Source organism: Streptomyces sp. NPDC052036 (assembly GCF_040680495.1).
Classification (GTDB): domain Bacteria; phylum Actinomycetota; class Actinomycetes; order Streptomycetales; family Streptomycetaceae; genus Streptomyces.
Map to the genome: position 1 here is coordinate 135,510 of NZ_JBFAWW010000004.1, position 22,172 is coordinate 157,681.

Consider the following 22,172-nt stretch of genomic DNA (forward strand, 5'->3'; position numbering starts at 1 on the left):
GGCGCGGTCCACCGCCGGTTCAGCGCTCCGTGGGGACGACGGCGGTCGCGGTGATCTCCACGAGCTGGCCGGTGTAGCCGAGGCAGGCCACTCCGATCAGCGTGGAGGAATGCGGCCCGGTGCTGAGCCCTGACGCCTCGACGACGTCCCACACGGCCGAGAGCACCGCCGGCTCGGCGCTCACCACATACACATCCGTGGACACCACATGCGCCATGTCGCTGCCGACCGCGTGCAACTGCTCGTCGAGGTTGGCGAGCACCTGCTGCGCCTGCCGTACGGGATCGCCCTCGCCGATGAGCTTCCCGTCGGCGTCGAGGGGCACGGCTCCGGCCAGAAACGCCAGCCGGGTCCCCGCCTCCACGACGGACGCGTGCGCGTAGCGGGGCGGCGGGAACAGGGTGGGAACGGTGACGCGCTTGAGCATCGGGCCTCCTGGAAACATCCCTCGTATCGGCCCGGCCGAGCGCCGGGCCGAGCGGCAACCCGTCGATCGGCGGCAATCCGCCGTCCGACGCCAACCCCCGATCATGCAGGGGCGGCACGGCCCGTGCATCCGAATTTCCGGTTGCCACGTCCCCACGTCGTCACGTCCCCGCGGACGCACACCGGTCCGCCGCGGAACTGAGGTAGGTTCCGTCCCCTCAACAAGGGGGCCTGATGGATGCGTTGGCGGAGGTGGCGAGGGCCGGAGCGACCGCGCTCGTGGCACCGGCAGCGAGCAACCCGGTTCTCGAGAACACCCTCGGACGGCCACGATGAACACGACGACCCCGAAGCCCACGGAAGACGAGACGTTTCTCGACGGCGTGGCGGACCGTCTGGCCGCGCTGCCCGCCGTGCGGGCCGTCGCGCTCGGCGGCTCCCGCGCACAGGGCGTCCACGGCCCGGACAGTGACTGGGATCTGGCCGTCTACTACCGGGCTCCCGGATTCGATCCGGCCGACCTCCGGGCGATCGGCTGGCCGGGGGAGGTCTCCGAGATCGGCGGCTGGGGCGGGGGCGTGTTCAACGGCGGCGCCCGGCTGACCGTCGAGGGCCGCCGGGTCGACGTGCACTACCGCGACCTCGATGTCGTGGAACGTCAGCTGGCGGAGGCCGGGGAAGGCCGCTTCCGCGTGGAGCCGCTGCTCTTCCACCTCGCAGGCGTCCCCAGCTACCTGGTGGTCGCCGAACTGGCCGTCAACCGGGTGCTGCGGGGTACCCTTCCGCGCCCCGCGTCGTACCCGCAGAAGCTGCGCGCCTCCGCCGCCGACCGCTGGCACGACACGGCCGGCGCCACCCTCGCGTACGCGAAGGCCAACCACGCCCCGAAGGGCCGCCTCACCGAGGTCGCCGGCGCCCTCGCCCTCGCCGCCGCGCACACCGCGCACGCGGTGCTAGCGGCACGCGGGGAATGGGTGACCAACGAGAAGCGGCTGCTGGAGCGGGCGGGGCTGCGGGACGTGGACGGGATCGTGGCAGGGCTGCGGGCCGATGCCCAGGAGCTCGTGGCGGCCGTCGTGGCAGCCGGGAAGCTCTTCGAGGACGCCCTCGCCGCCGCACGGGGACCAGCGGCCGGGTAGCCCGTGTGGGGCGTACGGCTCCGCGCCCCGCGACTGCGCTCGCCCCTGTCCGCCCCGGGCGCTTGCGTTCATAAAGATCGCGGTCGCGCCCCGTCTTTTCACATTGCGGAAACGTTTATGCCCCTTTCGTCCCCACGCCGCGATCTACCGTGGATCCCCCACGCTCGGCCACCGACGTCCGAAGGCGGACCGCCCTCGTCCGACAGGAGCCCCGTGTCGCGTCCCGCGTTCTCCCCGCCTCCCTGGCTCGCCCACGCCCTGCGTGCCCAGCGCGGGCCGGTGCCCTGGAGCGCCGTCGTCCGGGGCGCGCTCGCCGCCGGACCCCTGCTGGTCGCCGCTGTGCTCGCCGAACGCGCCTCGGTCGGTGTCGTCGCCGCCCTCGGCGCGATGTTCGCGGGGATCAACGACCGGCCCGGCAGCCGACGGGCCGCCGTCCAGCGGCTCGGGGTGCCCGCGCTCGCCGGAGCGGGCGGGCTCCTCGTCGGCACATATGCCGGGCAGCACACCGGAGCCGTGCTCCTCACCCTCGTCCTCACCGGACTGGGCCTCGTCGCCGGTGCCGTCAGCGCCGTAGGGCCCGTCGCGTCCGCGGCCGGTACCCAGCTGCTGGTCGTCTCCGCCGTCGGTGCGGGGATGCCGCTGCCCGAGCCCGGATGGCAGCGTGTCCTCTTCTTTCTCGCCGGGGCCGGCTGGCTGCTCGTGCTGCGGCTCGCGCTGCCGACGTGCGGCACCAGCGCGCGCGAGCACCGCCTCGGCTACCGGTCCGACTCCCGCCTCGGCTACCGGTCCGACTCCCGCCTCGGCTACCGGTCCGACTCCCGTTTCAACTCCCGCTTCGACTTCCGCTTCGACGGGGAACGCGATGCCGTCGCCGGGGTGTACGACGCCATCACCGACCTCCTCGTCGCCACCGGCACTCCGCAGGCCCCGGCGCGCAGGGCCGCGCTCACCGCCGCCCTCGACCATGCCCAGGACGCCCTTGCCGGGCCCCGGTTGCGTCGGTACGCGTCCTCCGCCGTGGAGCGGCGCCTGCACGCGCAGTACGCCGCGGCCCTGCCCCTCGCCGAGGCCGCCACCGCGCTGGCCTGGGCCGGGGACCCCCTGCCCGCGCGGACCGAGGAGGGACCGCGCCTGCTCGCCGCGGCGGTGCGCGAGAACACGCCCGCCGGACCGCTGCCCGCCCCCGCCCGCGACGTACCCGCGCTGCGCGCCCTCGACGACGCACTGCTGCACGCCGCCGACGCCTTCGACCGGGGCGGCGACGGACGGGACCTGCACACCCGTCGTCGTACCGCCGCATCCGCGGTACGCACCGCCCTCGGCGAGGGCGGACGCGAGTACGGACTGCGTGTCGCCCTGTGCTTCGGAGCGGGCGCGGCCGTCGCACAGTTCCTCCACCGCGCTCACTGGCACGGACAGCACACGCACTGGTACTGGCTGCCGGTCACCATCGTCTTCCTGGTCAAGCCCGATCTCGGGCCGCTCGTCTCGCGGGTGCTGTCCCGGGCGGCCGGAACGGTGCTGGGCGCCGTCGTCTTCGCCCTGCCGGCCGCCGTGCTGCCCCGGCCCGCAGGACTCATCGCCCTCGTCGCACTGTGCGGAGCGCTGATCCCCGTCGCCACACGCCACTTCGCCGCCCAGACCGCCGTAGTGACCGTCCTTGTCCTCGCCCTGGCCATGACGGGCGGGGAGCCGGCGGCCTCCTGGAGCCGGATCGGGGAGACGCTGCTGGCCTGTGGGATCGTGCTGCTCGTCGGGCATCTGCCGGCTCCGGGGCAACGCGGCGGCACCGTACGGGCGCGGCTGGTCCGGGCGGTGGAGGCGGCACACGCCTATCTCGCGCACGTACTGGCCCACGCGGACGACCATGCCGGGCGCTGGGCGTTGCGCCGCGAGGCCTATCGTGCGCTCGCTGAGGCCTGTGCCGTGATCGATCTGGCCGCCGCCGAGCTGCCCGCTCTCGCCCGGCCCGCACGGGGCGCGGCGGAGGTGGCCGCCACGCTCGAACGGCTGGTCGACACGACCACCGCGTGCGCCGTGCACCTGGACGACAGCGGGCAGCTGTCGCCCCGTCATCGCGAACGACTCATCGGACTCCTCGACGAACTCGCCGAGCGGCGCGTGCAGGCGGGACTCGGCGCGACACGACCGCCGCGGCTGCCTTTGGCAGCCTGACGGCGGTGGCCGGAGGACCGTATTCCGGCCAGTCTCGTGCGCCGGTGCGTGCGCGAGCCGGTGAGTCCGTGGAGCCGATGCGTAAGCCCGTGGGCCCGATGCCGTAAGTCCATGGGTGATGCCGTGCGTCCATGGGTCCGATGCGTGAGGCCGTGGTCCGGTGCCCGTCCGTGTTCGCCGGTGACGTGGGGGACTTGAGATGTTCCTGTGGCCGGGCAAATCGGAGCGCTCCGGGAATTTCCTCACCAGGGGACCGTGACTGAGTGTCGAATACGTCTCAGTACCGTCACTTCACGAGCCGTTCACCGGGGGATTGGCGTTTAACTCTACGAGCCGATCGGGATCGGCCGCCGAGACTCGGCGTTGCAAGGAGGTGCAGGGTGATGGGGCGAACGGTTCTGGAGCGCTTTCCCGCAGGCGGTCCGCGCGGCTCGTGGCCCGCGGAGGAGTACGCGCAGGCGCGCCGGCTGGAGGGGCAGCCCGCGGAGGTCGTCATGGACCTCGCCACAGACGCGTTCCTGGTGATCGTGCGGGGGGCCGACGCCGCCGAGTGACGCCCCTGTGGTCAGGCGGTGAGCGGCCGTGACCACGCCGGGGCCGTGCCCGTGACCTGACACAGCGCCAGGTACAGCGGGATGGGCGGGGTGTACGGCACGGTGTCGTCCGGCCGGTGGATGAGCCCCGGGCCGTCCGACGCCTCCGGGACGAGCGCTTCCTTCGCGTAGCGCGCGGGCGCGGGCCAGCTCAGTGCGACGTCGGAGTCCGTCGGCACGATCCACCACCAGTCGGTGCGGTCGGCGTAGACACAGCCCACCCTCGGCAGCCTGGACAGCAACAGCGGGCCGTAGGACGCGGGTACGGTCACCGCGTCGCAGCCCAGCGGCGCCGTCATGTCCTCGGGCAGGGCAAGCCTTCTGGGCATCGCCCCGGACGTCCGCCGTGCCCGCTCCAGGCGGACCAGTGAGTCCAGGGACAGCAGCCCTCCGGCTCCCTGCCCCAGGGCCTCAGTGCCCCTCACGCCCACGCGGTCCCCGTTCCCCTGGACGCCTCCGCCCCGGAACCCCGGCCGTCGGCCGGAGGGCGCTTCGAGCCCCAGCCCGGGTCGCACCGGGTCTGGCCGTCCGCCGACGGCTTCTTGGCGCCCCAGCCGAGGTCGGACCGGGCCGTTGTGTTCTCTGTGTCCTCTGTGTTCTCTGTGTCCTCGGTCGCCCGGGACCTGTCGCCGGAACACGACAGGTCCCGGGGCGACTGCTCGGGCCCGGACGGCTCACCGGACGCCGATTGTTCGGCATCCCGTGCCAGCTCCGCCCAGACCAGCAACCCGGGCCCCGCCTCCTGGGCTCCCCAGGCCCGGCACAGCGCCGCGACGAGAAGCAGTCCCCTCCCATGCTCCTCATCGGGGCGCTGTGGACCCGTGTGCGGCTCACCCGGAGCGCATCCCTCGTCCTGGACGGCTATGCGCACCAGGTCGCCGGTGTCGTGCAGTTCACACACGACGTGTTCTCCGGCGGTGTGCACGATCGCGTTGGTGACGAGTTCGGAGACGACCAGGGCAGCCGTGTCGCATGTGTCCTCGCACACGGCCCAGCCGGACAGCCGGGCGCGTGCCAACCGCCGGGCCTGCCCGACGGATCCTGGGTGTGCGACCAGCTCGAAGCGGAAACGGCGCTCGGCGGCCGCGGCAGGGCGTGGCACTGAGGCGCCGCCCCGGCCGAACCGGTCTGCGGCGGCGTCTGTTCCTAACGGCGCGGACGGAATCACGTCTGCCACTATCGCTGTGCCATGAACACTTGGCAAGGGTCACTCTGAAAAATGCAGAGTGCAGTGTGACTCGGCGAAAGGCCATGGCACACTGCTCGCAACGGCCCGCGAAGCGGAGCCAGTTGGGATCCGAAGCACGGACAGCCGAGTGCGGTACCCACACCGGCTGCGAACGGATCGAACCGTAGGGAACGGAACGAACCAGTACCGAAGCGGATCGAACCAACACCGAAAACGGATCGCACCAGTACGGGAAACGGATCGAACCGGCAGTGACGGATCGAAGCCGAACACGGGCGCGCGGCGGGAGCGCCGCACGGTCCCCGAACGGTGCCGTCCGGGCTGTCAGGACACATCGGGACAGGAGGAGCGCGAGGTGAGCGAGCCGCGGTCAGCACCGACGGTCGGTCAGGTCGTCCTCGGTCGGCGCCTGCTGGACCTGCGTGAACGCGCGGGCCTCAAACGGGAGGAGGCCGGACGCATTCTGCGCGTCGCGCCCACCACCGTCCGCCGCATGGAGACGGCCGAGGTCGCCCTGAAGATCCCGTACCTTCAGCTCCTGCTGAAGGCGTACGGAGTGAGCGACGAGGAGGCCGAGGCCTTCGTCCAACTCGCCGAGGATGCCAACAAACCGGGCTGGTGGCAGCGTTTTCACGACATTTTGCCGGGCTGGTTCTCGATGTACGTCAGCCTCGAGGGCGCGGCCGCGCTCATCCGCCAGTACGAACCGCACTTCGTGCCCGGCATCATGCAGACCGAGGCGTACGCCCAGGGTGTCCTGAGGTCGGGGGCCGTCGGACAGGCCAGTCCCGAGGACATCGAGCGTCATGTGGCGTTGCGTATGCAACGCCAGGAACTGCTCACGCGCAAGGACGCGCCCCGGATCTGGGTCGTGATGGAGGAGACCGCGCTGCGTCGACCGGTCGTGGGGCCCGCCGTCATGCGTGCCCAGGTCGAGAGGCTGCTGGAGATCACGCAGCTGCCCCATGTGACGCTCCAGGTACTGGAGTTCTCCTCGGGACCGCATCCCGGCACGTACGGACCCTTCGTCCTGTTCCGATTTGCCATGTCAGAACTGCCGGACATGGTCTACAGCGAGTACCTGACCGGCGCGGTCTACCTCGACGCGCGCACCGAGGTGGCGACCCACCTCGAGGTCATGGACCGCATGGCGGCCCAGGCCGCTACGGCACAACGCACGAAGGAGATCCTCGAGGATCTCCGCAAGGAGCTGTGAATGGACCGCATCACGCCGCGCGAACGCGTCTACAACGGCATGCCCGCCCGTGAACTCGGCAGCGAGGGCTGGCACAAGCCGTGGAGCGGAGGCAACGGCGGCAACTGTCTGGAGGCGATGAAGCTCGCCGACGGCCGGATCGCCGTCCGTCAGTCCACCGACCCGGACGGGCCCGCGCTGATCTACACCTCCGACGAGATGACGGCGTTCATCGAGGGGGCCAAGGCGGGGGTGGCCGACTTCCTGCTCTCGTGACCGGCCCGTCGCTCCACGACGTTGTTGTCTGTACCACTGAGTCATCTGAGTCATCTGAGTCGTCGACACCACTGAGCCCTCTGCACTCCTGAGTCCTCAGCGCTCCTGAGTCCTCAGCGCTCCTGAGTCCTCAGCGCTCCTGAGTCCTCAGCGCCACTGACTTGTCGTTCAGCCTTTCAGTTCAGTTGATCATTGACGTTCCCATGGAATTACGGAGTTCCTTCATGACCGGGCAGAACCCCGCACCGGACGCCGTCGTCGTCGACACGAGCAAGCCGCACCCGGCACGGATGTACGACTGGTACCTCGGCGGGAAGGACAACTATCCCGTCGACGAGGAGATGGGCCGGCAGATGCTCGCCCTCGACCCGAGGGTGCCGGTGATGGCGCGGGTCAACCGTGCGTTCATGCACCGTGCCACGCGCTGGCTGGCACACCACGGCGTACGGCAGTTCCTGGACATCGGCACGGGCATTCCGACCGAGCCGAACCTGCATCAGGTCGCGCAGGAGATCGCGCCGGACGCGCGCGTCGTCTACTGCGACAACGACCCCATCGTGCTGGCCCACGCGGCGGCCCTGCTGCGCAGCACGTCCGGGGGAGTCACCGAGTACCTGCAGGCCGACGTGCGGGACCCGGACGCCATCATCGAAGGCGCCAAGCGGGTTCTGAACTTCGACCAGCCCGTCGCGCTGTCCCTCGTCGCGCTGCTGCACTTCGTCTCCGACGAGGACGGCGCGCACGCCCTGGTGCACCGGCTGCTGTCCGTACTTCCCTCCGGCAGTTATCTGATGATGACCCACGCCACCGCCGACTTCACCCCGGAGGAGTCCGCGGCGGCCACCGAGAAGCTCAAGGCGGCCGGGGTCACCCTCGCGCTTCGCTCCCGCGACGAGTTCGGCCGCTTCTTCCACGGGCTCGACCTCGTCGAACCCGGGGTGGAGGTGGTCCACAAGTGGCACCCGGAGCTGGGCGAGCCGATCCCGGGCCAGGACGACGGGGTCATCCCCGGTTACGGCGCGGTGGCCCGCAAGCTGTAACCCCGGGGGCCGGGGATCTTGGGGATCCCCGGCATCAGTCGTTCGTCGCACTTCGGGGAGCGGGCATCGTCGCGGCCCGCTCCCCACCGGCTCCGCCCGGTCACCCGTCATCGGCCGCGCTTCTACGCCGTCACCGGCTCTACGTCGTCATCGCTTCTACGTCGTCATCGGCTCTACGTCGTCATCGGCTCTACGCCGTCATCGGCCGGTCGTACGGCCCGATCGGGGCCGGCAGGCGCGACGCGCCGCCCGTCAGTCGTCGGTCGACCGCCGCCGCCGCGGCCCGCCCCTCAGCGATCGCCCACACGATCAGCGACTGTCCGCGCGCGGCGTCCCCCGCGGCGTACACCCCCGGGACGTTCGTGGCGAAGTCCTCGTCCCGCGCGATGGTCCCGCGCGCGTCGAGCGCGATCCCGAGCTGGTCGATCAGGCCGTCCTCGCGGTCGGGCCCGGAGAACCCCAGTGCGAGCAGTACGAGGTCCGCGGGCAGCGTTCGCCCGGTGCCCGACACCGGTCGCCGCCGCTCGTCCACCTCGGTCAGATGCAGCGCGCGCACGTGCCCCTCGGCGTCCCCCGTGAAACTCAGGGTGGACGCCGCGAACAGGCGCGCGTCCGCGTCCGCTGCGGGCGCCGTCCGCAGATCGCGTGCCTCCTCGTGCGCGGCGGACAGCCGGTAGATCTTCGGGTACGTCGGCCAGGGCTCGGTGTCCTCGTCCCGGCCCGGTTCCGGCTGCGGGTAGATGTCGAGCTGGGTCACGGACGCCGCCCCTTCGCGGACCGCGGTGCCCAGACAGTCCGCCCCCGTGTCCCCGCCGCCGACGATCACGACGTGCTTCCCCGCCGCCGACAGCGGCGAGACCTCCAGGTCTCCCTCGCACACCCGGTCCGCCAGCGGCAGGTACTCCATCGCCTGATGGATCCCGGCCAGCTCCCGCCCAGGTACCTCCAGATCCCGCCATGCGGTGGCGCCCGTCGCGATCACCACGGCGTCGTAACGCGCCCGCAGCTCCACGGCCCCGATGTCCTTCCCTATGACCGTCGACGTACGGAACTTCGTCCCCTCCGCCCGCATCTGCCCCAGGCGCTGGTCGAGATGCCGTTTCTCCATCTTGAACGCCGGTATCCCGTACCGCAGCAGCCCCCCGATCCGGTCCGCCCGCTCGTACACCGCCACCGTGTGCCCGGCGCGGGTGAGCTGCTGGGCCGCCGCGAGCCCGGCCGGTCCCGACCCCACGACCGCGACCGTCCGCCCGGACAGCCGCTCCGGCGGACACGGCGGGACGAACCCCTCCGCCCAGGCCCGGTCGGCGATGGCCGCCTCCACGTTCTTGATGGTGACCGCGGGCTGGTTGATGGCAAGTACACACCCCGCCTCGCACGGCGCCGGACACAGCCGTCCCGTGAACTCCGGGAAGTTGTTGGTGGCGTGCAGCCGGTCGCTGGCCGCGCGCCAGTCCTCGCGCGAGACGAGGCCGTTCCACTCGGGGATCAGGTTGCCGAGGGGGCAGGCCTCGTGGCAGAACGGGATCCCGCAGTCCATGCACCGGTTCGCCTGACGGCTGATGATCGGCAGCAGCGCACCCGGGACGTACACCTCGTTCCAGTCCCGCACCCGTTCCTCCACGGGCCTGCGGGGCCACTCCTCCCGGGGGGTGCTCATAAAGCCCTTGGGATCGGCCATGGCCCTCCCCCTTGCTCACGCGTACGGGGTCGCTTCGTGCCAGGGTACGACTCCCTACGCCGCTCCGCCCCTCGTCATCAGGGCCCCTGACCAGGGCGCGGGCCGCTCAGGCAGGGGCGAGGACGCCGCCCGGGCGGCGGCGAGGACGAACCCGCTGACCTTCAGGGCCTACGGTCGCCGTACGTCACACCGCGTATGAGTCCAGTGACCAGTGACCACGTGTTCGCCCCAGCGGACGACTTACGCGAGGCCCAGCCGACCTCCCACAGGGCCCGACGATCCCCCGACGCCCCCGGCCCGTCCTGTCCGAGCGCCTGACAACGGCCCCTCGGGGTCCGTCGGGGCCTTTCCTGGCAGGGCCCGCCCTGTCCCGCCCTGTCTCGCCCCCCGCCCCGGCTCCTCTGGCCGCCCCTGTCCCGCCGTCACGCCGCCTCTCGAAGCCCCCACTCCCGCAACACCGCCTCCACGCTCGCCGCGATGCGCCGACGTGCCTCGGGTCTCGGCACCCCGCTCATCAGCAGCTGGTCGTACGGCGTCTCCAGGTGCCGTATCGACGCCCGCACCGCTGCCGCAACCGCCTCCGGTGACAGCGCCCGCCCCGCCGCACTGCGGCCGACGCGTCCGCTCCCGCGCAGGGAGGCATGCGCCGCGATCTCCTCCGCGCGCCCGGCCGGGCACCCGGGGAACAACCGACGGATCTCCCGCGCGAAAGCCCCCGTGAACCGCAGGTCCTCGGCCGCCCGCCGTCGTGCGTCCCGCGCCCGGCGTCTGCGCCGGGCCTCCGCATCCGCCAGGCACCGTTCCTCGGCGAGCGCGAGCGCCTCCTCCTCGACGAGCACCCCCTGCCGCTCGTACCGGCCCTGCCGTCGGTTGAAGCGCACCACCACGGCCGAGAGCGCACTCGCCTCCCGGGACCGCCGGGTCAGTGCCGTGTCGCCGCGCGGCAGGAACACCAGATGCCCGAGATCCGCGCAGTCCAGGCACCGGGGTGCTCCCTCCTCCAGCACCAGCAACGACAACGGCCCGCGGCGGCACCCAGCGCAATGCCGCCGTCTCAGCGACTGGAAGACCAGAAGCCCGCCACCAGGCGAGGGAGTTGCACTCGGTGCCATACCCGTGTCATTCCCCACCCTGCCCGGCGGCGACCCCGAGGGACGCCGGCCCGGCGCCGGCCTCGACGCGCCCCCGCCCGGCGTCGGCTTCGCCGCGCTCCGCCCCTGCGGGCGGTCACCGGCCGTGTCGTGGTTCCACCCTGGTGGCGCGGCATCATGGGCCCTGTGCGACTCGAAGCGATCACCTGGGAACGGCTCGGCGATCTCCTCGCCGACCGGCTGCTCGATCTGAAGCCCGTCGACGGCAGCCCCTGGCCGCGCGTCGCCTTCGACGGAGCCCCGGCCGCGCGCCCCCGCGACCTCGCCCAGCGCGTGTCCGACGCCCTGCGGATACGCGGCCGCTCCTCGCTCGTCGTCGGCGCGGAGGGCTTCCTGCGCCCCGCGTCCGTCCGCCTGGAGTACGGCCACCGGGACCCGGCGTCCTACTACGACGGATGGCTCGACACCCGCGCCCTGTGGCGCGAGGTCTTCGGCCCCCTCGAACCCGGCGGCGACGGCAACGTCCTGCCCGATCTGTGGGACCCGGTCGCCGACCGTGCCACTCGGAGCCCCTACGTCCAACTTCCGCCCGGCGGCCTGCTGTTGCTCCATGGCCCCCTCCTCCTTCGGCACTGGTTCCCCTTCGATCTGACGGTCCATGTGCTCCTGTCGGCCGGCGCCCTGCGTCGACGCACCCCCGAGCCCGAGCACTGGACGCTTCCCGCCTTCGAGCGCTACGAGGCGGAGACCGGCCCGGGCGCCGTCGCCGACGTCCTGGTCCGCGCGGACGACCCGCGCCACCCCGCCTGGAACGGTTGAACCCACGCCCGGCGACCCTGCCGCCCGCCCGGCCGCATCCGCCCGTCCTGTGCCTCGGGGTGCACTACCGTGCGGGCACGGCGAGAATTGAGGGCGCCGGGACATGCGGTGCGTCCCGTGCCGCGCCGGCCGTCCGGCAACGGGAGGTACTACATGACCACCGCCGGAGACATCATGCACCGTGGTGCCCAGTGGATCCCCGCGCATGAAACCCTGGACCGTGCCGCCCAACTGATGCGCGAACTCAACGTCGGTGCGCTGCCCATCAGCGACGAGAACGAGCGGCTCTGCGGCATCCTCACCGACCGCGACATCGTCGTCGGCTGCGTGGCCGCGGGCCACGACCCCGCACGTGTGACTGCGGGCGAGATGGCCCGGGGCACACCGCGCTGGGTCGACGCGCAGGCCGACATCAGCGAGGTTCTCCAGGAGATGGAGGGACACCAGATCCGCCGGCTTCCCGTCATCGACAACAAGCGCCTCGTCGGCATGATCAGCGAAGTCGACCTGGCCGAACATCTGACGGAAGGTCAGATGGTCGAATGGGTTGGCAACGTCTACGCGAGGAGCACATCGCGCTGACCCGGACCACTCCGATCCGGACCCACCGACCCGGACCACGCGGCGCCACCTGCCCGCCGACCGTCCTCGCCCGGGGCGAAGGCCGCCCAAGGCCCGTCCGCCGGCCGGTCGGCACTCGTCGACCGGCTCGGACCGGCGGTGCTGAGCGCCCCCGAGGTTTTGCCGTGGCTGGGTGAAGGGCCTGTGGGGTCACAACCAGCCGTTGCGCTTGAATCCCCGGTACAGGACGAGACAGCCCACGGCTATCACGACCAGAACCGCCGGATAGCCGAATCTCCAGTTCAGCTCGGGCATGTACGTGAAGTTCATGCCGTACACACCGGTGACCATCGTCGGCACCGCGATCAGTGCGGCCCAGGCCGTGATTCTGCGCATGTCCTCGTTCTGAGCGACGCTCACCTGCGCGAGATGTGCCTGCAGGATCGAGTTGAGCAGTTCGTCGAAGGCGGCTATCTGCTCGATGGCGCGCAGCAGATGATCGGAGACGTCCCGGAAGTACGCCTGTATCTCCGGGTCGATCACTCGGATCGGCCTGGTGGCCAGCTCCTGGATGGGGCGGTCCAGGGGCGCCACCGCCCGCTTCAGCTCGAGGAGTTCCCGCTTGAGCTGGTAGATGCGGCCCGGATCCAGTCGCGCGCTGTTCTCCGCGAACACGTCCGTCTCGACCTGGTCGATGTCCCCCTGCACCGCGTCCGTGACGCTCAGATAGTCGTCCACCACCTGGTCGGCGATCGCGTGCAGCACCGCGGCGGGGCCCTTCGCGAGCTGCTGGGGGTGGGCCTCCAGCTCCTCACGCAGAGGCCCCAGCGAGCCGTGCCGTCCGTGCCGCACCGTGATGACGAAGGCGGGACCGATGAACACCATGATCTCGCCGGTGCTCACCACCTCGCTCGTCGCGGTCAACTCCTTGTGCTCCACGTAGCAGACGGTCTTGAAGACCGCGAACAGCGTCTCCCCGTACCGCTCCAGCTTCGGGCGCTGATGCGCCTCGATCGCGTCCTCGACCGCGAGCGGATGCAGATCGAAGAGTTCGGCGATGCCCGCGAACTCCTGGTCTGTCGGCTCGTGCAGCCCGAGCCAGACGAACCCGTCGGCGCTCTTGCGGACCCGCTCCACGGAGTCGACCAGATCCCCGGCGTCGGGAACGCGGACGCCCTTCTGGTACGTCACGCAGTTGACCACCGCGGAGCCCAAAGGTGACCGGGCAGGGTGGCTCAGATCGACGCGCCCTCGACGCCGCGCCAACCGCGCCACCCTACGGAGGCCATTGACCCTGTCGAGGCCCGTGACCTTCCGGAGATTCCCTGCCATGGACATCTGGATCTCCTTGCGTGGATCTCCTCGCACCGCGCATTCCGCGCCTTCGCGAGCCAGTCTGCCAGCCGGGCTCGATCGCCGGAAAAAGCCTGTGGAAACGGATAGTTCCGCTTCGGTGGGCAGGTGGGCGGTCACCCTGTACCGGTCGCACGGAGCGTTGTCGGGCACAGCCCGGACGGCCGGCTGAGATGATCGTTGTATGACGCCGAGCGACGGATATCTCCTCGACAACCAGCAGGCCGAGGCGGGTCGGCGCTTCGACGCGCTCTCCGCCCTCTTCGACCCCACCACGTTCCGCCATATCGAGGACCTCGGTATCGGCCCCGGCTGGCGCTGCTGGGAGGTCGGCGCCGGGGGCACCTCCGTGGCCTCCTGGCTGGCCGAGAAGGTCGGTCCGACAGGAAAGGTCCTCGCCACCGACATCGACACCTCGTGGGCGGACTCGGCCGCCCGGCCCCCGATCGAGATCCGCACCCACGACGTCGGCACCGAAGAGCCGCCGGGGGAGGGATTCGACCTGGTGCACGCCCGGCTCGTCCTCGTCCATGTACCGGACCGGGAAAGGGCGTTGCAATGGATGATCAAGGCCCTGCGTCCCGGCGGACGGCTGCTGATCGAGGACGCCGACCCTGCGCTCCAGCCCCTCATCTGCCCGGATGAGTACGGCCCCGAGCAACAGCTCGCCAACCGTCTGCGCCAGGGCTTCCGCTCGCTCCTCGCCGAACGCGGCGCCGATCTCTCCTACGGCCGCCGACTTCCGCGCCTGCTGCGCGAGGCGGGACTGGAGCGGGTGGAGGCCGACGCGTACTTCCCGATCGCCTCGCCCGCCTGCTCGGCCCTCGAATCCGCGACGGTCCGGCAGATCCGCGACCGGCTCGTCGCCGCGGGCCTCGCCACGGACGAGGAGATCGACCGCCATCTGTCCCATGTCGCGTCCGGCACGATGGATCTGGCCACGTCCCCCTTGATCTCGGCGTGGGGCCGCAAGGAGTAGACGGACAGCCGGTCGGCTCCCGGCCGCCTACCCGACGCCTGCCGGGGGCCTGCCTCCTACTCTCTCCACCGCCATGGCCCCCGCCCTGCACCCTTGCGCCGTCGCCTCCTCCGGCTCCGCCCCCGACAGGAGGGCAGCCAGAAAGGCGCCGGTGAAGGCGTCGCCCGCGCCTGTCGTGTCCCGAGGGGTGGCGGGCACCGCCGGGATCCGGGCACGGACCGTCCCCGACACGGCCACCAGCGCCCCCTCCGCACCCTGCTTGGCGACGACCAGGGGCAGATGGCGGCTCAGTTTGGCGGCCGCGTCCATGGGGTCGGGCAGCCCGGTCAGCAGACGCGCCTCGTCCCGGCTGGGCAGCAGCACGTCGACGCCTTCGGCGAGCGTCAGGAACCGGCCCACGCCCAGCTCGGTGAGGAACCCGGCCGACGCCGGATCCAGACTCACCGGCACGTCACGCGCGCGTGCCGCCGCCAGGGCCACCCTCACCAGCGCCCGGCTCGGCTCGGAGAACAGCAGATAGCCCGACAGATGCAGTCGTGCGACCCCGTCGAGCAGTGCGTCCGACCAGTCCTCGGGGTCCAGCCGCAGACAGGCTCCGCTGTCCGTGAGGAAGGTGCGCTCCGCCGAGGCGCTTCGGTCCACCAGACAGATGACCGTTCCCGTGGCCGCCTCGGCGTCGACGACCAGGTGGGGCCGTACACCCGACCCGGTCAGTTCCCGTTCGTGCCAGGCTGCCGTGTCGGCCCCGACGCGCCCGAGCAGCCGCACATCCGGGCAGCCCCAATGGGCCGCCCAGCAGGCCACGTTCGCACCGGCGCCGCCGGGAAGCGTACGGATGACGGCGGCCGTGTCCGTGCCCGAGGCGAGCGGGCCGCGGTGGCGGGCGACGACATCCGTGACGACGTCCCCGATGACGAGCAGAGCCCCGCTCACGCCTTCGCCCAGGCCGCCGCGATCCGTGCGGCGAGGCGTACGTTGCCGCGCACCGCCGCCAGGTTGGCGCTCAGCGAGGCCCCCTCGGTCTGCCGTACCAGATAGTCGAGCAGGAACGGTGTGACCGCCTGACCGGTGACCCCCTCGTCCTCGCACGCCTGCAGCGCGGCGGAGAGCACACGCGCGTGGAGCTGCGGATCGAGCTGCTCCTCCTGCGGAACAGGATGGGCGACGACGAGTGCCGACTCCGGGCCGCCGAGCGCGTCCTGTGCCCGCATGACGTCCGCCACCTCCTCCGGGGACTCGAGGGTCCAGTCGACCGGATGCCCCGAGTCGGAGAGATAGAAGCCCGGGAAGCGGTCGGTGCGGTAGCCGGCCACCGCCACGCCCAGAGTCTCCAGACGCTGCAGCGTCGCCGGCACGTCCAGGATCGACTTCACGCCCGCGCACACCACGGTGATCCTCGTCCTGGCCAGCAGCCCCAGGTCGGCGGACTCGTCCTGGGTCGCGGTCCACTGCCGGTGCACTCCGCCGAGGCCGCCCGTCGCGAAGACCCGTACCCCGGCGAGGGAGGCCAGCAGGGCCGTCGCGGACACCGTCGTCGCCCCGCTCACGCCCGCTGCGGCCGCGAGCGGCAGGTCGCGATGGCCCAGTTTGCGGATCCCCTCCTCGTTCGCGATCCGCTCGACCTGCTCCTTGCCCAGCCCGACATGGGCCTGGCCGTCCAGGACGGCGATCGTCGCCGGTACGGCGCCCTCCTGTCGTACGAGCTCCTCCAGGTCCAGCGCGATCTGGAGGTTCCGCGGACGGGGCAGCCCGTGCGCGATGATCGTCGACTCCAGGGCCACCACCGGTCGGCGGGCGGCGAGGGCCTCCCGCACCTCTTCGGACACCATCAGCACGTGCGTGCCTCCTGTCTCTCGGTCTTCCCTCATCTCTGGCGGGCGGCGCCCGGGACCAAACACGAGCGAGCCGCGGGGGGAGAACACCAGCCTGGGCGCATGACGGACGATTCGCCATGTTTCGACCATGTCGTCCTGTGCGTCAGGGACCCCGACGCAGCCGCCGGCTTCCACGAGGAGGCGGCCGGCCCGGAAGCGCTCGGGAGCGTCTTCGAGGCGCGGCGCTACGAGCAGCCCGCAGCGCGGGTCAGAAGAGTGGCTCCGGCAGCACCCCTTCGAGGGCGAGCAACTGGCGTTTGGTCTCCCGCCCGCCCCCGAACCCGCCGAGGCCGCCGTCGCTCTCGACCACGCGGTGGCACGGCACGACCACCGGCAGCGGGTTCGCACCCATCGCCGTCCCCACGGCCTGGGCCGCGCCCGGCTGACCGACCCGGCGGGCCAGGTCGCCGTACCCCACCACGGCGCCGTACGGCACTCCCGAGGCCAGCGCGCGCAGCACCTGCCGGTTGAAGCCGGTGATCAGGGACCAGTCCAACGGCAGTGTGAAGTCGCGCAGCTCACCCGTGAAGTAGGCCGCCAGCTGGCGTCTCGCCTCGGTCAGGAGCGGAGCGTCCGGCGCCTCGACAGGCTCCGTGCCGAACCGGGACGCCAGTCGCGCCAGGGCCGTGTCGCGCACGGCCTCCGTCGCGTGGAACACCACGTTCACCAGGCCGTCGTGCGTCGCGGCCAGCAGCAGGGGTCCGATGTCCGTGGCGACCACGGTCCACACCAGATACTGCTCGTCCTGCCCGTCACTGTTCATGCGCCCACCGTACGACCCGCCACCGACAGCGCCGCCGTGGGCGGGCGCCCGGCCACGGCGGCGCACGCGCGCCACGAGGTCAGCTGGCCGTGACCGCCCGCCGCACCACATCGGGGACGTTCGTGATGACGCCGTCCACGCCGAAGCCGTCCACCCGCTCAGCCTCGTCCGCTCCGTTGACGGTCCAGGCGAAGACCCTCATCGGCTTGTCGTGCGGCCCCTTGAGCGAGTGCACCGCGGAGACATAGCCGGACGAGAGCTTGGTGTACTCCCCGTTGATCTGGTCGGCGAACCGGGAGTACGCCTGTAGCTCCGACACCGGCGGTGTGCCCAGGTACGCGGTCCTGATCTCCGGTCGCAGGCCGTGGACCGTGCGCACACTCGCCGCGCTGAAGCTCTGGACGATCAGCCGGTTCCTCAGATGGCCGGGGTCGAGCCAGCCGTCCTTGTCCAGCAGGGCGAGGGTCTGCCGCTCGATGCCCGGGTACAGCTCGGGATTCTTGATCTCCAGGATCAGGCTCTGGTGGTTGTGCGACAGGCGCTCCATGTACTGCTGCAGTGTCGGTACGCGCACACCCGCGTACCGACGGCCGTACCAGCTGCCCGCGTCCAGGCGCGCGATCTCCTTCGCGGTGAAGTCCTTCACCCGCCAGGGCGCCCGGTGCGGGAACAGCTTCTTGACGTCGGTCGTCCGGTCCAGCGTGGCGTCGTGGATCACGACGAGCCGGCCGTCCTTCGTGCGCTGCACGTCGTTCTCGACCCAGCCGAAGCCCATGGCGGCCGCTCTGTCGATGGCGGCCAGGGTGTTCTCGGGCGCATAGCCGGAGGCCCCGCGGTGGGCCACGACGACCAGTCGGTCGCTGCCGGCGGCACCGGCGTGCGGCGTCGGCAGTATGGCGATGCCGATTCCGAAGAACGCGATGGCCGTGGCGGTGACTGCAACGCGCGCGTGCATACGTACTCCCGCATCGAGGTGATCACTCACAGCATCAGAGTGGCAGCAGGGAGTCAAGTAAGTGACGCAACGAGACAGGCACAGTTGGGCGGGCGTTACCCAGAAGTGCTCACAAGCGCCGCACAAGTGCGGCAGCGTCGTGCTTCTTTGCCGGAAAATCGTTCGTTCGTTCCGGTGGGAGTCATACTCTCTGCCACAGCCCTGACCGTCGTCGCGGTCTTGGGGATGGGGGGCATTTCCGGATTTTCAGGGACGTACAGGGTGAGGAGGGCCGCCGCGTATGCAGGGCACCGTCGACGGCTTCAGCTACGGATTGGTCACCCCGGTGGTGGCATACCTCATGGCCTGCCTCGGCGGCGCGCTCGGTCTGCGCTGCACCACGAGATCGATGATGATGGCCCAGTCCTGGCGAGCCGGATGGCTCGCCCTGGGGTCGGCCGCCATCGGGTCCGGCATCTGGACCATGCACTTCATCGCGATGATGGGGTTCACCGTCCAGCAGACCCCGATCCACTACGACAAAGCGACCACGTTCGCGAGCCTTGCCGTCGCCATCGTCATGGTCGGAGTCGGCGTCTTCATCGTCGGCTACCGGGGCGCGACCGGAGTGGCGCTGTTCACCGGAGGCACCATCACCGGTCTGGGCATCGCCTCGATGCACTACCTCGGTATGGCGGGGATGCGTCTCAACGGCGTGCTGGAGTACAACACCCTCACCGTCGCCGCGTCCGTCGTCATAGCGGTCGTCGCGGCGACCACCGCCCTCTGGGCGGCCGGACAGATACGCGGCTTCCTCTGGAGCGTCGGAGCGAGCCTCGTCATGGGACTCGCCGTCACCGGCATGCACTACACGGGTATGGCCGCCCTCAGCGTCCATCTGCACGGCATCGGGGGAAGCCCGGACGGTGAGAAGGCCGCCGCCCTGCTCGCCCCGATGATGATCGGTCCGCTCGCCTTCCTCTGCCTGGCCGGCGTCGTCGTGATGTTCGACCCGCTGATGGTCATGGGCAAGCCCGACTGGACCCCGGTCGAGCGCAAGCCCGGGATCCCGGCGCACCCGCAGGTGACCCACACCGGAGGGCATCCGTCCTACCGCCCCCGACGGCGCACCGCACAGCGGAACTTCCGGACCCCGCAGAACCGGTGACCGCCCCCGTTGTCAGTGCGGGGTCGTACGGTGGAGAACATGCGGCCCGTTTCCCAGATCGAACGCTCGGTGGCGCCCCTCGAGGTCGTCAGCCCCTACCAGCCCAGCGGTGACCAGCCCACGGCCATCGCTGAACTGGACAAGCGCATCCGCGCAGGTGAGAAGGACGTCGTCCTGCTGGGCGCGACCGGTACCGGTAAGTCCGCGACCACCGCGTGGATGATCGAGAAGCTCCAGCGCCCCACCCTGGTGATGGCCCCGAACAAGACGCTGGCTGCCCAGCTGGCCAACGAGTTCCGCGAGCTGTTGCCGAACAACGCGGTCGAATACTTCGTCTCGTACTACGACTACTACCAGCCCGAGGCGTACGTCCCGCAGTCGGACACCTACATCGAGAAGGACTCCTCGATCAACGAGGAGGTGGAGCGCCTGCGCCACTCCGCGACCAACTCGCTGCTCACCCGACGTGACGTCATCGTGGTCGCCTCGGTCTCCTGCATCTACGGCCTCGGCACCCCGCAGGAGTACGTGGACCGGATGGTCAACCTCAAGGTCGGCGACGAGATCGACCGCGACCAGCTGCTGCGCCGCTTCGTCGACATCCAGTACACGCGTAACGACATGGCGTTCACCCGCGGCACCTTCCGGGTGCGCGGCGACACCATCGAGATCTTCCCGGTCTACGAGGAGCTGGCCGTCCGCATCGAGATGTTCGGCGACGAGATCGAGGCCCTCTCCACCCTCCACCCGCTCACCGGCGAGGTCATCAGCGACGACGAGCAGTTGTACGTCTTCCCCGCCTCCCACTACATCGCGGGACCCGAGCGCATGGAGCGGGCGATCAACGGCATCGAGAAGGAGCTGGAGGTGCGTCTGGCCGAGCTGGAGAAGCAGGGCAAGCTCCTGGAGGCCCAGCGGCTGCGCATGCGCACGACGTACGACATCGAGATGCTCCGCCAGATCGGCACCTGCTCCGGCGTGGAGAACTATTCGATGCACTTCGACGCCCGAGAGCCCGGCTCCGCGCCGAACACCCTGCTCGACTACTTCCCGGAGGACTTCCTGCTCGTCATCGACGAGTCACACGTCACGGTGCCGCAGATCGGTGCCATGTACGAGGGCGACGCCTCCCGCAAGCGCACCCTGGTCGAGCACGGCTTCCGCCTGCCCTCGGCCCTGGACAACCGCCCGCTGAAGTGGGAGGAGTTCCAGCAGCGCATCGGCCAGACGGTCTATCTCTCGGCGACCCCCGGGCAGTACGAGCTGTCCCGGTCCGACGGCCAGGTCGAGCAGATCATCCGCCCCACCGGACTGGTGGACCCGGAGGTCGTGGTCAAGCCCACCGAGGGCCAGATCGACGACCTGGTGCACGAGATCCGCAAGCGCACCGAGAAGGACGAGCGCGTCCTGGTCACCACGCTCACCAAGAAGATGGCCGAGGACCTCACCGACTACTTCCTGGAGCTCGGCATCCAGGTGCGCTATCTGCACAGCGACGTGGACACTCTGCGCCGGGTCGAGCTGCTGCGCGAACTGCGGGCCGGTGAGTACGACGTCCTGGTCGGCATCAACCTCCTGAGGGAGGGCCTCGACCTGCCCGAGGTCTCGCTGGTGGCGATCCTCGACGCCGACAAGGAGGGCTTCCTGCGCTCGGGGACCTCCCTCATCCAGACCATCGGCCGTGCCGCGCGCAATGTCTCGGGCCAGGTCCATATGTATGCGGACAAGATCACTCCGGCGATGGAGAAGGCCATCGAGGAGACCAACCGCCGCCGTGAGAAGCAGATCGCGTACAACAAGGCGAGAGGCATCGACCCGCAGCCGCTCCGCAAGAAGATCAACGACATCGTGGCGCAGATCGCCCGCGAGGACGTGGACACGGAGCAGCTGCTCGGCAGCGGGTACCGCAAGGCGAAGGACGGCAAGGGCGCCAAGGCCCCCGTCCCCTCGCTCGGCGGCCAGACGGCGAAGGGTGCCAAGCCCGCCAAGGGCAAGGCCAAGGAGACGGTCCCGACCGACCGTCCCGCGGCCGAACTCGCCGAGCAGATCGAGGAGCTGACGGCGCGGATGCGGGCCGCGGCCGCGGATCTGCAGTTCGAGATCGCGGCCCGGCTGCGCGACGAGGTCTCCGAGATGAAGAAGGAACTGCGTCAGATGAGGGAGGCGGGCCTGGCCTGACGGCCCCGCCACCCGTTGGCGGACCCCGGAATGTGCGCGATGTGTTGCAAGACCGACACAAAGCGCGGTCCGGGGTTCGTCACTGTCAGTGCCGCTGCGTAGGGTTTTGGCAGCCGCGGAGTCCGCGGCCACAGGGGATGGCTCGAGAGGGGAACGGCGTGACCGTCAATATGACCAAGGGGCAGGCCATCAGCCTGCAGAAGAACGACGGAGGCACGCTGACCGCGGTGCGTATGGGGCTCGGCTGGCAGGCCGCTCCCCGGCGCGGGCTGTTCGGTTCGCGCACCCGGGAGGTCGACCTCGACGCGTCCGCCGTGCTCTTCGCGGACAAGCAGCCCGTCGACGTGGTCTTCTTCCGCCACCTGGTGAGCGACGACGGATCCGTGCGGCACACGGGTGACAACCTCGTCGGCGGAGCGGGACAGGGCGGCGACGACGAGGCGATCCTTGTCGATCTCCAGCGTGTTCCGGTCCACATCGACCAGATCGTCTTCACCGTGAACTCGTTCACGGGCCAGACGTTCCAGGAGGTGCAGAACGCGTTCTGCCGTCTGGTCGACGAGACCAACGGCCAGGAGCTGGCCCGTTACACACTGGCCGGCGGGGGCGCGTACACGGCGCAGATCATGGCCAAGGTCCACCGCCAGGGCGAGGACTGGACCATGACGGCCCTGGGCACTGCGGCCAACGGCCGTACCTTCCAGGACCTGATGCCGGCGATCCTGCCGCACCTGTAGA

22 protein-coding genes are annotated in these 22,172 nt (G+C 70.7%); 12 read left to right on the plus strand and 10 right to left on the minus strand.

What is annotated here, in order from left to right; translation table 11 throughout:
* Positions 1-19 precede the first annotated feature (19 nt).
* Complete coding sequence (locus tag AB0L95_RS08880; RefSeq protein WP_365159095.1) at positions 20-427, minus strand: RidA family protein; 408 nt, start codon at positions 425-427, stop codon at positions 20-22.
* A gap of 331 nt (positions 428-758) precedes the next feature.
* Between AB0L95_RS08880 and AB0L95_RS08885 the strand changes: the two genes are divergently transcribed.
* The 3 genes from AB0L95_RS08885 to AB0L95_RS08895 all read left to right on the plus strand — a co-directional run bounded on the left by AB0L95_RS08885 (position 759) and on the right by AB0L95_RS08895 (position 4,294).
* The gene (locus AB0L95_RS08885) at positions 759-1,565 is read left to right on the plus strand and encodes a nucleotidyltransferase domain-containing protein (protein ID WP_365159098.1); all 807 of its coding nucleotides are present in this window, start codon (positions 759-761) and stop codon (positions 1,563-1,565) included.
* Positions 1,566-1,778: 213 nt separating this feature from the next.
* Positions 1,779-3,740 carry an FUSC family protein gene (locus tag AB0L95_RS08890; protein WP_365159101.1) on the plus strand — a complete coding sequence of 654 codons (1,962 nt, stop codon included), beginning with the start codon at positions 1,779-1,781 and terminating at the stop codon, positions 3,738-3,740.
* A gap of 383 nt (positions 3,741-4,123) precedes the next feature.
* The gene (locus AB0L95_RS08895; RefSeq protein WP_365159659.1) at positions 4,124-4,294 is read left to right on the plus strand and encodes a hypothetical protein; all 171 of its coding nucleotides are present in this window, start codon (positions 4,124-4,126) and stop codon (positions 4,292-4,294) included.
* Positions 4,295-4,305: 11 nt separating this feature from the next.
* Here the strand turns inward: AB0L95_RS08895 and AB0L95_RS08900 are convergent, their stop codons facing one another.
* Entirely contained in the window at positions 4,306-4,719 is a 414-nt protein-coding gene (locus tag AB0L95_RS08900; protein ID WP_365159633.1) for a hypothetical protein, read from the minus strand.
* A 35-nt stretch (positions 4,720-4,754) separates the two neighbouring features.
* On the minus strand, positions 4,755-5,510 hold the full coding sequence (locus tag AB0L95_RS08905) for an ATP-binding protein (protein ID WP_365159104.1): 756 nt from the start codon (positions 5,508-5,510) through the stop codon (positions 4,755-4,757).
* 367 nt (positions 5,511-5,877) lie between these two features.
* Here AB0L95_RS08905 and AB0L95_RS08910 point away from each other — a divergent pair, with 367 nt between their 5' ends.
* The 3 genes from AB0L95_RS08910 (at position 5,878) to AB0L95_RS08920 (ending at position 8,033) form a co-directional block, all read left to right on the plus strand.
* Positions 5,878-6,738, plus strand: a complete 861-nt coding sequence (locus AB0L95_RS08910; protein ID WP_365159107.1) for a helix-turn-helix transcriptional regulator — start codon at positions 5,878-5,880, stop codon at positions 6,736-6,738.
* Entirely contained in the window at positions 6,739-6,993 is a 255-nt protein-coding gene (locus AB0L95_RS08915) for a DUF397 domain-containing protein (protein WP_365159110.1), read from the plus strand. It begins immediately after the preceding gene.
* Positions 6,994-7,217: 224 nt separating this feature from the next.
* Entirely contained in the window at positions 7,218-8,033 is an 816-nt protein-coding gene (locus AB0L95_RS08920) for an SAM-dependent methyltransferase (RefSeq protein ID WP_365159113.1), read from the plus strand.
* Positions 8,034-8,223: 190 nt separating this feature from the next.
* Here AB0L95_RS08920 and AB0L95_RS08925 read toward each other — a convergent pair whose 3' ends face one another.
* Positions 8,224-9,714, minus strand: coding sequence for a glutamate synthase subunit beta (locus tag AB0L95_RS08925; protein WP_365159115.1), 1,491 nt, complete (start codon positions 9,712-9,714; stop codon positions 8,224-8,226).
* 422 nt (positions 9,715-10,136) lie between these two features.
* The gene (locus AB0L95_RS08930; RefSeq protein WP_365159118.1) at positions 10,137-10,826 is read right to left on the minus strand and encodes a DUF2293 domain-containing protein; all 690 of its coding nucleotides are present in this window, start codon (positions 10,824-10,826) and stop codon (positions 10,137-10,139) included.
* 156 nt (positions 10,827-10,982) lie between these two features.
* Here AB0L95_RS08930 and AB0L95_RS08935 point away from each other — a divergent pair, with 156 nt between their 5' ends.
* Positions 10,983-11,624, plus strand: coding sequence for a uridine kinase (locus AB0L95_RS08935; protein ID WP_365159120.1), 642 nt, complete (start codon positions 10,983-10,985; stop codon positions 11,622-11,624).
* Between the two features lie 153 nt (positions 11,625-11,777).
* Positions 11,778-12,206, plus strand: coding sequence for a CBS domain-containing protein (locus AB0L95_RS08940; protein WP_365159123.1), 429 nt, complete (start codon positions 11,778-11,780; stop codon positions 12,204-12,206).
* Between the two features lie 189 nt (positions 12,207-12,395).
* Here the strand turns inward: AB0L95_RS08940 and AB0L95_RS08945 are convergent, their stop codons facing one another.
* Complete coding sequence (locus tag AB0L95_RS08945) at positions 12,396-13,523, minus strand: magnesium and cobalt transport protein CorA (protein WP_365159126.1); 1,128 nt, start codon at positions 13,521-13,523, stop codon at positions 12,396-12,398.
* 199 nt (positions 13,524-13,722) lie between these two features.
* Here AB0L95_RS08945 and AB0L95_RS08950 point away from each other — a divergent pair, with 199 nt between their 5' ends.
* Positions 13,723-14,517: a methyltransferase domain-containing protein gene (locus AB0L95_RS08950; RefSeq protein WP_365159129.1), complete on the plus strand. Its 795-nt coding sequence runs from the start codon at positions 13,723-13,725 to the stop codon at positions 14,515-14,517.
* Between the two features lie 27 nt (positions 14,518-14,544).
* On the opposite strand, the gene AB0L95_RS08955 is transcribed toward AB0L95_RS08950, so the two are convergent.
* The 4 genes from AB0L95_RS08955 to AB0L95_RS08970 all read right to left on the minus strand — a co-directional run bounded on the left by AB0L95_RS08955 (position 14,545) and on the right by AB0L95_RS08970 (position 18,109).
* A complete protein-coding gene (locus AB0L95_RS08955) occupies positions 14,545-15,450 on the minus strand; it encodes a sugar kinase (protein ID WP_365159132.1) in 906 nt (301 codons plus the stop codon).
* Positions 15,447-16,352: a pseudouridine-5'-phosphate glycosidase gene (locus tag AB0L95_RS08960; protein WP_365159135.1), complete on the minus strand. Its 906-nt coding sequence runs from the start codon at positions 16,350-16,352 to the stop codon at positions 15,447-15,449. Before AB0L95_RS08960 ends, AB0L95_RS08955 begins: the two co-directional genes overlap by 4 nt.
* 247 nt (positions 16,353-16,599) lie before the next feature.
* On the minus strand, positions 16,600-17,154 hold the full coding sequence (locus AB0L95_RS08965) for a methylated-DNA--[protein]-cysteine S-methyltransferase (protein WP_365159138.1): 555 nt from the start codon (positions 17,152-17,154) through the stop codon (positions 16,600-16,602).
* A gap of 79 nt (positions 17,155-17,233) precedes the next feature.
* Positions 17,234-18,109: a glycerophosphodiester phosphodiesterase family protein gene (locus AB0L95_RS08970; protein WP_365159141.1), complete on the minus strand. Its 876-nt coding sequence runs from the start codon at positions 18,107-18,109 to the stop codon at positions 17,234-17,236.
* A 280-nt stretch (positions 18,110-18,389) separates the two neighbouring features.
* On the opposite strand from AB0L95_RS08970, the gene AB0L95_RS08975 reads away from it, so the two are divergent.
* The 3 genes from AB0L95_RS08975 (at position 18,390) to AB0L95_RS08985 (ending at position 22,171) form a co-directional block, all read left to right on the plus strand.
* The gene (locus AB0L95_RS08975; protein WP_365159144.1) at positions 18,390-19,256 is read left to right on the plus strand and encodes an MHYT domain-containing protein; all 867 of its coding nucleotides are present in this window, start codon (positions 18,390-18,392) and stop codon (positions 19,254-19,256) included.
* 39 nt (positions 19,257-19,295) lie between these two features.
* Positions 19,296-21,434: an excinuclease ABC subunit UvrB gene (gene uvrB, locus AB0L95_RS08980; protein WP_365159147.1), complete on the plus strand. Its 2,139-nt coding sequence runs from the start codon at positions 19,296-19,298 to the stop codon at positions 21,432-21,434.
* Between the two features lie 158 nt (positions 21,435-21,592).
* Positions 21,593-22,171 carry a TerD family protein gene (locus AB0L95_RS08985; RefSeq protein ID WP_365159150.1) on the plus strand — a complete coding sequence of 193 codons (579 nt, stop codon included), beginning with the start codon at positions 21,593-21,595 and terminating at the stop codon, positions 22,169-22,171.
* The last annotated feature ends 1 nt before the right edge of the window (position 22,172 follow it).